The following is a 14,884-nucleotide window of genomic DNA, read 5'->3' as shown; positions in this document are numbered from 1 at the left end:
TACCTCCCGCAGTTCCCTCTCGCGGCTACGGTAGGTTCATGACGAAGATGCGACAAGTTGCCGAATACGTAAATGCGGCGAAAGAACAACATATTGCGGCGCAGCAATAACGCCGAAATGGTGATCAAGTTGCCTGAGCAGAAAGGTCAGAAGCGGAACTGGGTTCCGACGTAGACGGCCTGGTTGTCCTGCTTGCCATCGGTAAGCGGACGGAGACGATCACGCTCTGGCGAATAGCGGACGCCGGCGGTGACATCGAGATTCCGGGTCAGGCGATAGCTACCGCCCAGTTCAAGCTGGTAATCGCCTTGGCCTTCCAGAGTACGCGGAGCACGGCCAGCAGCCTGATCACGACCCTCAGCTTCGATCCGCGGAGCAAACCGACTGGGTGCCGAAGCAGGCGCGCTGGACTTGATCTTGGCAAGATCGGGCATTTCGATCCGCTGGATATCCTGCAGCACCGGCTTGGCTGCGGCGAAGCTTTCATAGCCGCGCGCCATACCAAGGTTGAAGGCCATCGGCGCGATCCGGACGGCCGAGGCGCCCGGGGCATTGGAGGCATCGGCAAAGGTGCTGCGGACCGAGAAGGCGCGCGCGCTTTGCGAATCGACCCGGACGGCGACCGTGATCGCGCGATCGGGACGGGTATCTGTTCCGGCGGGCGTGAAGCGGAACAGCTTCCCGCTCTTCAGCGCGCGGACGGTGATCATCGATGCGAGGCGTTCATCAACCGAAGCCGGTGTAAACGAACCAATGCCGCCACGCGCAGCAAGGCTGACGGGCGCCGAATCAAAGCCGCTGGAGAAAGCCGAACCGACCGTAGGCGCAAGAACGAGGCCCAGAGCCATCGCACCGGCGAAGAACAAGGGCGTGCGGAAACCGCGGCGGATCTTGCCGAGTCCCTCTGCCCTGTTGCCATTGCCAGCCATCTTGAACCTGCTTCTACCCCAACCCGGACAGTTTGCTGCCCCGTTCCAGTCCCTGAAATGCAGCGGAGCCATCTCAGCGACTCCAGACCCGCAACAGTTATCGCTCTCAATACGGCGGACTGCCAAAAGTTTCCAGCCCCGTGCCTCATGCGGAGCGATCACGATGACTCTTCCTTGGCAGGTGTGGCGCAATGTCCACAACTCTCCCGCCCTGCCCGTCCAGTTCAGCGCCGGTTCACCGCCAACGCGGCCTTTGCGGGGGCGTGGGACGGCGTTGCGTTCATCCCGCTTGCCGCAAGGCTTGCGGGGGTGATAGAGGCCTGTTCGAACATGCGCCGTACACGGCCGGGAAAACCTGCGGCAACAAGGCTGCAAACAAGGATTGCTTCGTAGTGACCAAGACCGCCAAGACCGCGCGCAACACCACCCAGTTCATCGCCCCCCGGATCCTGGTGCGTGGCGCAATCATCGGCGCAATGGCGATCCTCGCCACCGGCTGCGGCAAGAAGGAGCGCCCGCGCGCGGACCTCGCCGCCAGCCAGGTCACCACGATTGGCGTCAATTCCTACCTCTGGCGCGCCACGCTCGATGCTCTCTCGTTCATGCCCTTGCTGCAGACCGACAGCAACGGCGGCGTGATCGTGACCGACTGGTACGCCAACCCCAAGAACCCGGGCGAGCGCGTGAAGGTGACGGTGTCTATCGTCGACCAGGACCTGCGCGCTGATGCGCTGCGTGTTGCCGCCAGCCGCCAGATCTCGCAGAACGGCCAGTGGGTCGATGCCCCGGTTCAGGCCGCCACTGTGCAGAAGCTGGAAGACATAATCCTGACCAAGGCCCGCGACCTTCGCCGCGCAGCCATCGCGGGCTAAGTCTCCGCAAGGCGAATCTTGCACGAGTCGGCTGCGCTCCCTAGAGGAGCGCGCATGACCGAAAATACTGCGCCAGAACGCTTCGATCCCTCCATCGCCGACACCCGCTGGCAGCGTGTGTGGGACGAACAGCAGTCGTTCCGGGCAGACGACAACAGCCCCAAGCCGCGCAGCTACGTGCTGGAGATGTTCCCCTATCCATCAGGGCGCATCCACATCGGCCATGTGCGCAACTACACGATGGGTGACGTGCTGGCGCGCTACAAGCGCATGCGCGGGTTCGAGGTGCTGCACCCGATGGGCTGGGACGCCTTCGGCATGCCGGCGGAAAACGCTGCGATGGAAAAGGGCGTCCACCCCGGCGGCTGGACCCGCGACAACATCGCCAACATGAAGGCGCAGCTGAAGCGCCTTGGCTTCGCGCTCGACTGGAGCCGCGAGATCGCGACCTGCGAGCCCGAATACTACGGCCACGAGCAGTCGCTGTTTCTCGATCTCTATGCAGCAGGCCTCGTCTATCGAAAGGAATCGACGGTCAACTGGGACCCGGTCGATCATACCGTGCTGGCCAACGAGCAGGTGATCGATGGTCGCGGCTGGCGCTCGGGCGCGCTGGTCGAGAAGCGCAAGCTGAACCAGTGGTTCCTCAAGATTACCGACTTTGCCGACGAACTGCTCGACGGCCTCTCGACGCTCGACAAGTGGCCAGAAAAGGTCCGCACGATGCAGGAGAACTGGATCGGCAAGAGCCAGGGCCTGCAGTTCTCGTTCGCGCTTTCGAGCGGGGAAAGCCTCGCGGTATATACCACCCGCCCGGACACGATCTTCGGCGCGAGCTTCGTTGCCGTGGCCGCCGACCATCCTGTCGCGCAAGCGGTTGCCGCGAACTCGGCCGAGGCGCAGGACTTCATCGCGCTGTGCAAGAAGGGCGGCACCACTGCAGCCGAACTGGAAACGGCGGAGAAGCTGGGCTTCGACACGGGCATCACAGCACGGCACCCGTTCACCGGCGCGGACCTGCCGGTCTACATCGCCAACTTCGTGCTGATGGAATATGGCACGGGCGCGATCATGGCCGTGCCCGGGCATGACCAGCGCGACTTCGACTTTGCGACCAAGTACGCCCTGCCGATCCTGCGCGTTGTCGCCGCTGATCCGGCAGATGCGGACAAGCCCTTTGCGGGCGAGGCCGAAGCCGGTGACGGCGTGCTGGTGAACAGCGATTTCCTCAACGGCATGAGCGTGGCCGACGCCAAGGCCGCGGTGATCGGCCGCGCGCAGAGCGAAGGCTGGGGTGAAGGCAAGACCGTGTGGCGCCTGCGCGACTGGGGCGTTTCGCGCCAGCGCTATTGGGGCACGCCGATCCCGTTCGTGCACTGCGAGGTCTGCGGCGTGGTGCCGGTGCCCAAGAAGCAGTTGCCGGTGAAGCTGCCCGAGGATGTGACATTCGATGTGCCCGGCAATCCGCTGGACCGGCACCCGACGTGGAAGCACGTCGACTGCCCGCAATGCGGCCATGCGGCCCGGCGCGAGACCGACACGCTCGATACCTTTGTCGACAGCTCGTGGTATTTCCTGCGCTTTGCCAGCCAGCCGGAGGACCGCCCGTTCGATCCCGAAGAGATCAAGCGCTGGCTGCCCGTGGAGCAGTACATCGGCGGGATCGAGCATGCGATCCTGCACCTGCTCTATGCCCGCTTCTGGACCCGCGCCCTGGCCCGCATCGGCAAGATCGAGGTGACCGAGCCCTTCGCCAGCCTGTTCACGCAGGGCATGGTTACGCACGAGACTTACGAGCGCAAGAACCCCGAGAACGGCCAGCCGGTGTTCTTCTCGCCGTCCGAGGTGGAGCGCACGGGCGATGGCGCCACGCTGAAGGCCGATGGCGCAGCCGTGGAAGTCGGCCGCGTGATCAAGATGTCGAAGTCGAAGAAGAACGTGGTGGACCCGGACGAGATCGTCGCGAAGTACGGCGCTGACGCGATCCGCTGGTTCATGCTTTCGGACTCCCCGCCCGAGCGTGACCTGCCGTGGTCCGAAGCCGGGATCGAGGGCTGTGCCCGCTTCGTCCAGCGCCTGTGGCGTCTGTTCGGGCAGTACGATGCTGCTGCGACTGGCGAGGACAAAGCGCTTGATCGCAAGGCGCACCAGACCGTCGATCTGGTTGCTTCGGACATTGAGACGCTGGGCTTCAACAAGGCCGTGGCGCGCATCTACGAGCTGACTGGCGCGATCGAGAAAGCGGCACCTTCGGCAAGCCGTTCGGCAGCGATCCGCAAGGTTCTGCTGCTGGTTGCGCCGATGATGCCGCATCTTGCCGAAGAAGCGCACACACGCTTCGGCACCGAACTTGTCGCCGATGCGGCATGGCCCGAAGTCGATCCGGCCCTGCTCGTCGATGACGAGGTTACCGTGGCCGTGCAGGTCAAGGGCAAGCTCCGCGATACGCTGACCGTTGCCAAGGGCACGCCCAAGGAAGAGCTCGAGCGCCTTGCCCTCGCCTCCGAGAAAGTGCAGCGTGCGCTCGAAGGGGCGGAAGTAAAGAAGGTGATCGTCGTGCCTGACCGTCTGGTGAACCTTGTCGCCTAAGGCCCTGCTCCTTGCTGCATTGCCGCTCGCACTGGCGGGCTGCGGGCTTCAGCCGATGTATGCCGGCGGCGGCAGCGGCACTGTCGCGCGGGCGCTGTCCGATGTCAGCATCTCGCCGATCGAGGGCCAGTCGGGCTGGCTGGTGCGCAATGCCATCGCCGATCGCCTGGGCAAGGACCCCGGCGCTACCGGCACGCGCTATCGGCTCGACATCCGCCTTGAAGACCGGGTGGAGGGCCTGGGACAGCTGGCCAACGATGCCATCACGCGCGAACGCCGTACGCTGCGCGCGCGCTATCAGTTGATCGACCAGCAGAACGGATCGGTCGTGCTTGATGCGACGGCTGGATCCGACGCCGGATTCGACGTGGTGAACAGCGAGTATGCCGTAATCGCGGCAGAGCAGACGGCGCTCGAGAACCTCTCGCAGGAAGTTGCCGACCAGATCGTGACGCGCATCTCGATCAAGCTGCGCAAGGCGAAGTGAAGCTAACCCAGAAGACCTTTGCTGGCAGCGCTGCGCGGGTCGCGCGCGAATGCCGCATATTCTATTTCTGCGGGCCCGACGAATCCGGTGCCAGCGATGCAGCGGCAAGGATTGCCGGGTTGCTGGGCGAGGCCGAACGAATCGAGCTTTCCGGTGCGGAGCTGCGCCGCGATCCGGTGCGGCTTGCCGACGAGGCGCGCTCGGTTTCGCTGTTCGGTGATCGCCGCATCATCCATGTCCGCGCAACCGGCGACGATGCCCACGATGCCGTGGAAACACTTCTGCAAAGCCCGGTCGATGGCTGGCCGGTGCTGATCGTCGCGACCTCTGCCACGGACAAGTCGCGCATTGCCAAGCTGCTCGAATACCGCAGCGAGGCAATCGTGGCAATGTTTCACCCGCCCGATCTCAAGTCGGTAGCCAGCACCATCCGCAGTTCGGCCGACAGCATCGGCGTGAGATTGACCGACGAACTTTCCGAGCGAATTGCCCGCGCCACTGCGCTCGACATCCGCATGGCCCGCAGCGAGCTCGAAAAGATCGCGCTTTACCTCGACGCGAGCCCCCAGGCACCGCGCTCTGCCAGCGCCGCAGATCTCGAAGAAGTCTGTGCGGTAAGCGAGGACGACAGCATGATGCCGCTGGTAAACGCGGTGCTGGGCGGCGATGCACGCCGGATCCCTGCCGAACTGTCCCGGATGCGCGAACAGGGAATGAACCCGGTCGGCTTGCTGCTCGCCTTCGAGCGCCGGGTCGCGCAGTTGGCCCAACTGGCCGGCAGGCTTGGCGAACGGGGCGACATCAATGCCTTCATGGAGCAGGAAACGCAGGCCCGGCGCGTGTTCTTTCGTGACCGCCCAGATCTGACACAGCAACTCAAGCGCTGGCGCGGCGCGCGGCTCAATCGGCTGATCGAACGCCTCACTGCCCTGCACCGCACCCTGATGGCCGACAATCGCAATGGCGAACTGGCGCTGTCGCAAGGCTTGGCCGAAATCGCCAGAGCGGCTGCGCGCTAGGGTTCAACCAACTCTCAGATCACCGGCGCGCCGGAACAGTTCGAGCACCACCGGGTCACTTTCCGAGGTGCGGATCGCCGCTTCGAACTGTATCGTGCGATCGGGGCTCGGCAGCACCTCGACCATATTCCCGGACGACAGCTCTGCCCCGACCATCGAGCGTGGCAGGACAGCCGCCCCGCCACCGTCGCTGACGATGTCGATCAAGGTGCGGACATTGTTGCAGGTACACAAGGCACGCGGGGTGATGCCGTTGCTTGCCAGCGATTCGACCGTGACAGCGTGCAGCGGCGAATGATCGGGGATCGACCAGACCGGCAGCGGATTGGCAAAGCCGCCGCTTTCGGCCGTTGCCCGGCTTGCCACCCAGACCAGTTCCACCGCGCCCAGAGGGACCGAACGCATGCCCGGAACCACGACCGGTCCAGCCAGCAGCGCAAGGTCGATCCGGCCAGCAAGCAATTGCTGCAGCATGCGGGCGGTAAGATCGAGCTCTACCTCCAGCGCGACGCCGGGCAGGTCGCGCTCGATTGCGGTGACGAAGCCGGGCAGGCAGGATGCCGCTGCAATCTCGCCACTGCCGATGCGCACTACGCCCGAGGCTCCGGCAAACCCGGAAGCGGTCAGCATCGCTTGTTCGAAACCTGCGAGCAAGGGTTCGCATTCCTTGACGAGCCTCCGCCCCCGCGCGGTAAGCACCATGCGGCGGCCTTCCTTGCGGAACACGGCAATGCCCAACTGCTCCTCGATCTCGCGGACGCGGGCCGAAATGGCCGGTTGCGACGTGTTCAGCCGTTCGGCTGCGGCATGAAATGTCCCCAGCCGCGCGATCCATAACAGGGTTTCGAGGTGATAGATGGCGATGCGCTTCATTTGATCGAAGTTACATATCAATCCTGATAAAAAACAATCGCTCTTTTTAATGCCTTCGCCGTGCTAGCAGAGCGCGCGAAAAGGGAGATTCAACGATGTCCAGGAAGCTCTACGCCAATGCCGAAGCCGCTCTTGAAGGCCTGCTGAGCGATGGCCTGCTGATCGCCTGCGGTGGATTCGGGCTTTGCGGGGTCCCCGAGCGCTTGCTGGACGCAGTGCGCGATTCCGGCGTGAAGGACCTCACCTTCGCTTCGAACAATGCGGGAATCGATAACGAAGGCATCGGCAAGTTGCTGCGCACGCGGCAGGTCAGGAAGATGATCTCGAGCTACGTGGGCGAGAACAAGGAATTCGAACGCCAGTATCTTTCAGGCGAGCTCGAGGTGGAATTCTGCCCGCAGGGAACTCTGGCAGAACGCATGCGCGCAGGCGGCGCAGGCATCCCTGGCTTCTACACCAAGACGGGTGTCGGTACATTGGTAGCCGAAGGCAAGGAAACCAAGATCTTCGACGGTCAGGAATATGTCCTGGAGCGCGGCATCTTTGCCGACCTTGCGTTGGTGAAGGCGTGGAAGGCGGACGAAACCGGCAATGTCGTTTTCCGCAAGACCGCGCGCAACTTCAACGTACCTGCCGCCACTTGCGGCAAGGTCTGCGTGGTCGAGGTCGAGGAAATCGTGCCCGCAGGTTCGCTTGATCCTGACAGCATTCACCTGCCTGGCGTCTATGTGCAGCGCATGATCGTGGGCGCGCCATATGACAAGAAGATCGAATTCCGCACAGTGCGCGAGCGGGAGCCGGCATGATGCATCGCGCGCTGCCGACGGCGGTGGCGCTGGCGATTGCTGCCGCCCAGCTGGGCGGCTGCGTAGCCGCTGCGATCATTCCGATTGCCGCTGGCAGCACGGTCGCTGGCAAGACGGCGCTGGATGGCCCTGGTGCCAGATCGCGCAGCAAGACATCGCAGCGGCCCGTGGTGACTGTCGGAACCGGGCCAAGCCTGCCTGTCGCGGCGCAACCGGCGAATGAAGAACTGCGTCAGGAGCCTGTGCCGGCCGAGCAAACGGCCATCGCGCCTGCCATGGCCGACGCCGTACCTCCCGGTGATGCATACGGCGCGATGGCGGCCTATGTGCTGTCACGCAGTGCCGATCCGAAGCAGGCCGGCGCAAGACGCTCCGCATTGCTAGATCAGGCCAGCCTCTCGGGCGTGCCGGAAATGGCCAAGTGTACAGGCGGTCGTTCCGCGCTCGTCCTTGATCTCGATCCGGGGAACCGGCCTTTTGACCTGAATGATCCGCCCTCCCCGGTTGCAGGCCTGGCCGAGCGCCTGCGTGGCATTCGCGCCACCGGCACGGCTATCGTCTGGCTGGCAAGCGTGCCTGAAGGCTCACGCAAGGATCTGTCGACGATCCTCAAGGCTACCGGGCTCGACCCCTTGGGCATCGACGGTTACCTGCTGTTCAAGCGCAACGAGACGCGCAAGCAGCAGCTGCTCAACCGCGCAGGCCAGGAGTGGTGCGTGATCGCGATCGCGGGCGACCGCAAGAGCGATTTTGACGAGGTCTTCGATTACCTGCGCAACCCCGACGGGCCAGTTGCCATTGCCCTGGAACAGAACCTGGGCGCGGGCTTGTTCCTCGTCCCCCCACCCGTTCAATGACGCCACTCGCGTACCCTTTCATTTTCCACGAAAGACCAGAGCAATGACAACACATGACGGAGTGAAGGCTGGCTGGACCCGCGATCAGATGGCCGCCCGCGCCGCACAGGAACTGCAGGACGGGTTTTACGTGAACCTTGGCATCGGCATCCCGACTCTCGTCGCCAACCATGTTCCTGCAGGCATCACCGTTACCTTGCAGTCCGAAAACGGCATGCTCGGGATCGGCCCATTCCCTTATGCCGGCGAAGAGGACCCCGACCTGATCAATGCCGGCAAGCAGACCATCAGCGAACTGCCCCACACGGCTTATTTCGACAGTGCGCAATCCTTCGCCATGATCCGCGGCGGCAAGATCGACCTGACCGTTCTTGGCGCCATGGAAGTGGCCGAAAACGGCGACATCGCCAACTGGATGGTGCCGGGCAAGATGATCAAGGGCATGGGCGGCGCCATGGATCTCGTCGCCGGGGTGAAGAAGATCATCGTGGTGATGGAGCATGTCGCCAAGGACGGCAGCCCGAAGTTCATTCCCACCTGCACCCTGCCGCTCACCGGCAAGGGCGTGGTCGACATGATCGTGACCGATCTCGCCGTGTTCCAGCGCGACGACCACAACGCGCCGTTCCGCCTTGTCGAATGCGCCCCGGGCGTGACGCGTGAGGAAATTCGCGCCAAGACGACGGCGCATTACCTCGACTGACGCAAGCAAGGGAGAATGTTCCGGTGGACTATGTTCTGATCACGGCGAACCGGAACTACTCGAGCTGGTCCTTGAGGCCCTGGGTACTGATGAAGGCGCTCGGCATCGCGTTCGAAGATCGCGTCGAGCCCTTCACCAAGCCTTCGAATTACGAGGAGTTCCGCGCCTTTTCGCCAACCGGTCAGGTTCCGGTGCTGCTTGATCAAGCCCTCACCGTGTGGGATTCGCTCGGTATCGTGCTCTATCTTGCCGAACGCCACCCGGGCGTCTGGCCAGACGATGAAGCCGCTCGCGCTTTCGCGATGTGCGCAATCGCCGAGATGCACGGTGGGTTTTCTGCCCTGCGCAACGATTGCACCATGAACGTCGGCGTGCGCGTCGAACCACGCCCCATGCGACCCGCCTTGCACCGCGACATTGCCCGCATACGGGAACTGTTCGAAGAGGCACTCGACAAGTTCGGCGGGCCATGGCTTGCCGGACCGCGCTTCACTGCGCTCGATGCCTTCTTTGCGCCAGTCGCGTTCCGCATCCGCACATATGGTCTTGATGTTGGCCGGGGACATGCATGGGTCGAGCGCGTGCTCGCGCATCCCGCCATGCTGCAATGGGAAACCGAAGCGCTTGCCGAAACCTGGCGGGAAGAAAGCCATGAGGCTGAACTGGCGGCCGCAGGCAGGATTGTTGCAGATTACCGGAAGGCCTGACCAACCGCCTCACGCTTGACTGCCAACTATCAAGCAGACGTTGATGTCAGTTGCGCAAAAAGAAAGGCCGGCCCGAAGGCCAGCCTTGAAAAGTTTGGGAGAGGATGCCTGAAAGGCCTCACCTATGTGCAACCCAGCGCCCGATTCCGCAATTGCGAAGCACGGGAATGCAGTTGCAGCGTTTGCAACTGACTGCGTTTTTACAGCTTCCCGGTGAGTTCTGGGACCAAGGTGAAGAGGTCACCGACGAGGCCGATGTCGGCGACCTGGAAGATCGGGGCGTCTTCGTCCTTGTTGATGGCGATGATGGTCTTGGAGTCCTTCATGCCGGCAAGGTGCTGGATCGCGCCCGAGATGCCCACGGCGATGTAGACTTCCGGTGCCACGATCTTGCCGGTCTGGCCGACCTGGTAGTCATTGGGCACGTAGCCTGCGTCAACCGCGGCACGGCTGGCGCCGATGCCGGCGTTCAGCTTGTCAGCCAGCGGGGTGATGACCTGCTCGAACGTGGCCGCATCCTTGAGGGCGCGGCCGCCCGAGACGATGATCTTGGCCGAGGTGAGTTCCGGGCGCTCGGACTTGGCGATCTCGGCGCTTACGAAAGTGCTGAGGCCGCTGTCGCCGCTGGCGCTGACGGCTTCGACGCTCGCCGATCCGCCGGTCGCGGCAGCCTTGGCAAAGGCGGTGCCGCGCACGGTGATGACCAGCTTGGCGTCGGAGCTTTCGACCGTGGCGATGGCGTTGCCGGCGTAGATCGGACGGGTGAAGGTCTTGGGGCCTTCGACCGAGAGGATGTCCGAGACCTGCATGACATCGAGCAGTGCGGCAACGCGCGGGGCGACGTTCTTGCCCGTGGTCGTGGCAGGGGCGACGAAGGCGTCATAGTCCGCCATCAGGCCAGCGACGAGCGGCGCGACATTTTCAGCCAGCGCATTGGCAAGCGATGCGTCGTCGGCCTTCAGGACCTTGGCGACGCCGGCGATCTGCGCGGCGGCAGTTGCGGCGCCGTCGCAGTCCGATCCGGCGACCAGTGCGGTCACTTCGCCAAGCTGGCCGGCAGCGGTGACGGCGGCGAGCGTGGCGTCCTTGACGGAAGCGTTGTCGTGTTCGACGAGAACGAGAACCTTGGACATCAGGCTACTCCCATTTCCTTGAGCTTGGCGACCAGCGTGTCGACATCGGGCACCTTGATGCCGGCCGAGCGCACCGGCGGTTCACTGACCTTGAGCGTCTTGAGGCGCGCGGCAACGTCGACGCCGTAGTCAGCCGGCGTCTTGTTGGCCAAGGGCTTGGACTTGGCCTTCATGATGTTGGGCAGCGAGGCATAGCGCGGCTCGTTGAGGCGCAGGTCGGTGGTGACCACCGCCGGCAGCGCCAGGCGCACCGTCTGCAGGCCGCCGTCGATCTCGCGCTTCACGACGACCGCATCGCCCTCGACCGAAACCTCGTTGGCGAACGTCCCCTGGGGACGGCCGAGCAGCGCGGCGACCATCTGGCCGACCTGGTTGCTGTCATCGTCGATCGCCTGCTTGCCGGTGATGATCAGCGCCGGCTGCTCTTCATCGGCAATCCCCTTGATGATCTTGGCCACGGCCAGCGGCTCGACCTCGGTGCCGTCCTCGACCTGCACCAGCACCGCCCGGTCCGCGCCCATCGCCAGCGCCGTGCGCAGCGTTTCCTGGCTCTTGGCCACACCCACCGACACCGCCACGATCTCGGTCACCACGCCCTTCTCCTTCAGGCGAATGGCCTCCTCGACCGCGATCTCGTCAAACGGGTTCATGCTCATCTTCACGTTCGCAAGATCAACACCCGAACCATCCGCCTTCACACGAGGCTTCACGTTGTAGTCAATCACGCGCTTCACGCAGACCAGGGCTTTCATGTGTGGTGCTCCTGCCAATCCCATGCCCGTGGTGCCCGAAGGCACCGGCTCGATCCTCGCGATGAAGGGGAACACCAGTGCTGTCCACGGTAAACTTGCAAAGGTGCAAAGCTTAACTTTGCAGGCGCATGTCAACGGTTGCCATTCGGGTCGACGGCGAGAACCAAATGAAGGAATGGAAATTCGAATAATGGGGGTGGACGACGCGCAGATCGCCGCACCAGCTTCATTACGGAAAGCGCGGCTCCGATAGCGTGCGAGCCAACTCCACAGCCACAGTACCCCCCGTGCAGGAGCAGCATCAAGTGGCGTCCACGAAAGGCCCCATCCTGGAGGTGAGACTGCGCCGTTGAACGCAAAAAGGGGAGCGGCGAACCACTCCCCCTCTGTCTTGCGATCCTGCGAACGACTTAGAAATCGACCGCGAGGCGGACGCCGTAGGTGCGCGGCGTGCCGAATTGCCAGTTGAACACGTCATCGTTCGGGCCGGCAGAAGTGAATCCGCCGTAAGTCAGCGGGCGTTCGTTCTCGAGGTTCTTGGCGAAGGCCGTGATCGAGAAGCGCTCGTTCTCTGGCTTGTATTCCAAGCTGACGTCGGTCTGCGTGAAGGCAGTCTGAGCGCCATCACGGTAATTGTAGAAATCAGTGAAATACTTGCTCTTGAACGTCGTGTTCGCGCTGGCACGCAGGGTTCCTGCGCTGCCGAAGTTGAAGGTATGATCATACCCTGCGGTGATCACCCATTCCGGCGAGAACGGCGGACGGTTACCTGCGAAGTTCGGCTGCTGAGCACCTGGCGTGACCGGATCGAGATCGCCGATACCGTTGCGACTATCGCAAACGCTTTGCGGGCGCCCTGCAGCAGGCAGGCAGTATACGTTGAACTGCGCGAACAGCTCCTTGTACTCGGCATTCAGGTAGTTGACCGAGGCGTGGAAGCGGTCGTTATCGCTCAGAGCGAAATCGGCCGATGCCTCGATGCCCCAGATCTTGGCCTTGCCCGCGTTGAAGGTCTGGCCGCCGACAGTGGTGTCGAGAAGCACGGAGACCTGCAGGTCCTTGTAGTCGTAGTAGAAACCGCCGAGGTTGAACTGGTGCTGGCTGCGGTCTCCGAAAGACTGCTTCCAACCCATTTCGTAAGCCGTGTTGGTTTCCGGCTTGTAGTCGCCAACCGAGTCAAAGCCACCACCCTTGAAGCCGGTCGAGACCTTGGCGAACACCAGGGTGTCGCTGTTGGGCTTGTAGTTCAGCCCGGCCAGCCAGGTGATCTTGTCTTCCTTGCTGGAAAGCGGGAAGATCGTCTTGAATCGGAGATCGGCGAAGTTCTTGGTGCTGATGGCGCCATTGAACAGAAGCGGATCCGGCGGACCGGCGCCAAACGGCGATGCGTTGCGGTATAGCGCATCGCGAGAGTTTTCGGTGTAACGCAGGCCACCTACGGCGGTCAGCGTTTCGCCGAGCGGCACTTCGACCTGACCGAATGCCGACTTGCTCTCGCTGGTGATGTCACGATCGAAGTAGGACAGAGTGACGACATTCGGACCGAAGGTGGTGACGAAGCTGCTTTCGGCGTTGACGGTTTCCTTGAAGTAGAAGCCGCCGACCTGATAGGTGATGCCGTTCACTTCGCCATTGAAACGCAGCTCATGACTTTGCGTGCTGGTGCGCTGGTCCCATCCGAACGAGCGATAGGTGACAGGCAGCGTCAGGAACTGGCCCGGTGTGCCTTCGAACTTGCGATAGCCGCCGATGTACGAAATCGTCAGCGCATCGCTGACTTCGTAGGCAACGCGGCCACGAATGGCGTAAGTGTCCTGCGAAAGCTTGCCAAGACCGAAGGCGGGGGCAGCGTATTCCGCACGGTTGACGGCCGCGAGCAGGTTCGTTTCGTTGGGGATGCACAACACCTGGCCCAGAGCCGAGGCATAGATCGGTGCGACCGCGGTGAAGCCGCTGGCCGTGGTGCAGCTGGCATTGGTCGGGCGGGTGCCAGCGGCATTGAGGTCAGCCGAGGCAAAGGCTTGCGGGGTAAATTCACGCTTGGCGTATTCGCCGGCAAGATAGACCGTAAACGCTTCAGTCGGCTCAAGCTGCACCGAGCCGCGCACGCCGTACGACTTGTTGTCGTCAGAGCGACCGCCCTGGAATGCAGGATAGCTGTAACCCGCGTTGAAAGCAGGGCGGGCCGGATGCTTGATGTAGCCGTCATGCTCGTCATAGAATCCGGCAACGCGAACGCCGCCGATGTCGCCGAGCGGAACCGTCACACCGCCATCAAGGCGGACAGCATTGTAGTTGCCATAGCTTGCCGAGGCGTTGGCGGCGAATTCCTTGCCGGGCTTGCGCGTGATGAAGTTGATCGCGCCGCCGGTCGAATTGCGGCCATAGAGCGTGCCTTGCGGTCCACGCAGCACTTCGACGCGATCGAGATCGAACAGGGCGATGCTGAGCGCCTGCGGGCGGTTCATGTATTCGCCGTCGATGTTCACGACGACCGAGGTATCCTGCGATTCGTCGTTCGAATTGGTCCCGACGCCGCGGACGGTCACCTTGATGGTACCCTGGTCCTGGTTGAGCTGCACCGCCGGCGCGATCTTGCCGATGTCGTTCATGTTCGAAAAGCCGGCCTGCTGCAGCTGTTCGGCGTTCACCACATTGATCGCGATGGGAACATCATTGACGTTCTGGGCGCGGTTTTGCGCGGTGACGATGATGACGTTCGGATCGGCTTCTTCGGTTGCCGTTGACTGCGGGGCTTCCTGCGCATGGGCAGGCAGCGCGAAGGCGAGCGCGAAGGCGCTTGCCAGAAGGGCGCGGGTGTACATGGTCTTGGGCATGATTTCAGTTCCTCCCCAGGTTGCGCCACGTTGGGCGTTCGAATCCATTATCGTATTAGAATTCTAAAAACTAGAACCTAAATTCTATTGGTTGAAAGAATCCAGCCAGTGCGGCTGTTCTGCAACGATGGACGGCTTGCTGACGAACTATGTGGACGAGGTCAGTCATCCAGTAAAATATGAAGGCTTGCCGCAGCCATAGGCGCAGCCTTTGGATGTGTTATCGGTCAGCAGCCGACATATGCGATCATAGTGCAGTTGCATGATACAGACAGAAAAGAGATTTCATGGAAGACGATCCATTCCATGAATGCTTCACA

General features: G+C 62.7%; 13 protein-coding genes. 8 read left to right on the top strand and 5 right to left on the bottom strand.

The genetic code is table 11. The annotated features are described in order from the left end of the window. Positions 1-146 precede the first annotated feature (146 nt). A complete protein-coding gene (locus B9A23_RS12845) occupies positions 147-929 on the bottom strand; it encodes a hypothetical protein (RefSeq protein WP_254895100.1) in 783 nt (260 codons plus the stop codon). A 476-nt stretch (positions 930-1,405) separates the two neighbouring features. Here B9A23_RS12845 and B9A23_RS12840 point away from each other — a divergent pair, with 476 nt between their 5' ends. The 4 genes from B9A23_RS12840 to holA are packed head-to-tail and all read left to right on the top strand — an operon-like array spanning position 1,406 to position 5,896. Further along, positions 1,406-1,801 (top strand): DUF3576 domain-containing protein, encoded by a 396-nt coding sequence (locus tag B9A23_RS12840; protein ID WP_084279577.1) that lies wholly within the window; start codon positions 1,406-1,408, stop codon positions 1,799-1,801. Positions 1,802-1,855: 54 nt separating this feature from the next. Then, a complete protein-coding gene (gene leuS / locus B9A23_RS12835) occupies positions 1,856-4,390 on the top strand; it encodes a leucine--tRNA ligase (protein ID WP_084279452.1) in 2,535 nt (844 codons plus the stop codon). A gap of 55 nt (positions 4,391-4,445) precedes the next feature. Beyond that, positions 4,446-4,877: an LPS assembly lipoprotein LptE gene (gene lptE / locus B9A23_RS12830; RefSeq protein WP_084279451.1), complete on the top strand. Its 432-nt coding sequence runs from the start codon at positions 4,446-4,448 to the stop codon at positions 4,875-4,877. Then, positions 4,874-5,896 (top strand): DNA polymerase III subunit delta, encoded by a 1,023-nt coding sequence (gene holA, locus B9A23_RS12825; protein WP_084279450.1) that lies wholly within the window; start codon positions 4,874-4,876, stop codon positions 5,894-5,896. The genes lptE and holA overlap by 4 nt, the downstream gene beginning before the upstream one ends. A 3-nt stretch (positions 5,897-5,899) precedes the next feature. Here holA and B9A23_RS12820 read toward each other — a convergent pair whose 3' ends face one another. Next, positions 5,900-6,769 (bottom strand): LysR family transcriptional regulator, encoded by an 870-nt coding sequence (locus B9A23_RS12820; protein ID WP_084279449.1) that lies wholly within the window; start codon positions 6,767-6,769, stop codon positions 5,900-5,902. A gap of 95 nt (positions 6,770-6,864) precedes the next feature. Between B9A23_RS12820 and B9A23_RS12815 the strand changes: the two genes are divergently transcribed. From B9A23_RS12815 to B9A23_RS12800, 4 genes are read left to right on the top strand one after another with little or no spacing between them, the layout of a single operon-like run. Further along, a complete protein-coding gene (locus B9A23_RS12815) occupies positions 6,865-7,575 on the top strand; it encodes a CoA transferase subunit A (RefSeq protein ID WP_084279448.1) in 711 nt (236 codons plus the stop codon). After that, on the top strand, positions 7,572-8,432 hold the full coding sequence (locus tag B9A23_RS12810) for a hypothetical protein (RefSeq protein WP_084279447.1): 861 nt from the start codon (positions 7,572-7,574) through the stop codon (positions 8,430-8,432). The genes B9A23_RS12815 and B9A23_RS12810 overlap by 4 nt, the downstream gene beginning before the upstream one ends. Positions 8,433-8,475: 43 nt before the next feature. Continuing rightward, positions 8,476-9,135 (top strand): CoA transferase subunit B, encoded by a 660-nt coding sequence (locus tag B9A23_RS12805; RefSeq protein WP_084279446.1) that lies wholly within the window; start codon positions 8,476-8,478, stop codon positions 9,133-9,135. 23 nt (positions 9,136-9,158) lie between these two features. Continuing rightward, entirely contained in the window at positions 9,159-9,842 is a 684-nt protein-coding gene (locus B9A23_RS12800; RefSeq protein WP_084279445.1) for a glutathione S-transferase family protein, read from the top strand. 200 nt (positions 9,843-10,042) lie between these two features. On the opposite strand, the gene B9A23_RS12795 is transcribed toward B9A23_RS12800, so the two are convergent. The 3 genes from B9A23_RS12795 to B9A23_RS12785 form a co-directional block, all read right to left on the bottom strand. Then, entirely contained in the window at positions 10,043-10,975 is a 933-nt protein-coding gene (locus tag B9A23_RS12795) for an electron transfer flavoprotein subunit alpha/FixB family protein (protein ID WP_084279444.1), read from the bottom strand. Beyond that, positions 10,975-11,727: an electron transfer flavoprotein subunit beta/FixA family protein gene (locus B9A23_RS12790; RefSeq protein WP_084279443.1), complete on the bottom strand. Its 753-nt coding sequence runs from the start codon at positions 11,725-11,727 to the stop codon at positions 10,975-10,977. The genes B9A23_RS12795 and B9A23_RS12790 overlap by 1 nt, the downstream gene beginning before the upstream one ends. A gap of 410 nt (positions 11,728-12,137) precedes the next feature. Then, entirely contained in the window at positions 12,138-14,564 is a 2,427-nt protein-coding gene (locus B9A23_RS12785; RefSeq protein ID WP_084279576.1) for a TonB-dependent receptor, read from the bottom strand. Positions 14,565-14,884 lie beyond the last annotated feature (320 nt).

The organism is Novosphingobium sp. B1 (assembly GCF_900176395.1).
Lineage (GTDB): Bacteria > Pseudomonadota > Alphaproteobacteria > Sphingomonadales > Sphingomonadaceae > Novosphingobium.
Note: the sequence above shows the minus strand (reverse complement) of the source record. Positions and strands in the feature narration are given on the sequence as shown.

Bases quoted from the DNA above. Each gene is read 5' to 3' on its own strand.
- B9A23_RS12845 (WP_254895100.1), bottom strand. From the start codon at position 929: ATGGCTGGCAATGGCAACAGGGCAGAGGGACTCGGCAAGATCCGCCGC.
- B9A23_RS12810 (WP_084279447.1), top strand. From the start codon at position 7,572: ATGATGCATCGCGCGCTGCCGACGGCGGTGGCGCTGGCGATTGCTGCC.
- B9A23_RS12785 (WP_084279576.1), bottom strand. From the start codon at position 14,564: ATGCCCAAGACCATGTACACCCGCGCCCTTCTGGCAAGCGCCTTCGCG.
- B9A23_RS12805 (WP_084279446.1), top strand. From the start codon at position 8,476: ATGACAACACATGACGGAGTGAAGGCTGGCTGGACCCGCGATCAGATG.
- leuS (WP_084279452.1), top strand. From the start codon at position 1,856: ATGACCGAAAATACTGCGCCAGAACGCTTCGATCCCTCCATCGCCGAC.
- lptE (WP_084279451.1), top strand. From the start codon at position 4,446: ATGTATGCCGGCGGCGGCAGCGGCACTGTCGCGCGGGCGCTGTCCGAT.
- B9A23_RS12820 (WP_084279449.1), bottom strand. From the start codon at position 6,769: ATGAAGCGCATCGCCATCTATCACCTCGAAACCCTGTTATGGATCGCG.
- B9A23_RS12840 (WP_084279577.1), top strand. From the start codon at position 1,406: ATGGCGATCCTCGCCACCGGCTGCGGCAAGAAGGAGCGCCCGCGCGCG.
- B9A23_RS12795 (WP_084279444.1), bottom strand. From the start codon at position 10,975: ATGTCCAAGGTTCTCGTTCTCGTCGAACACGACAACGCTTCCGTCAAG.
- B9A23_RS12790 (WP_084279443.1), bottom strand. From the start codon at position 11,727: ATGAAAGCCCTGGTCTGCGTGAAGCGCGTGATTGACTACAACGTGAAG.
- B9A23_RS12815 (WP_084279448.1), top strand. From the start codon at position 6,865: ATGTCCAGGAAGCTCTACGCCAATGCCGAAGCCGCTCTTGAAGGCCTG.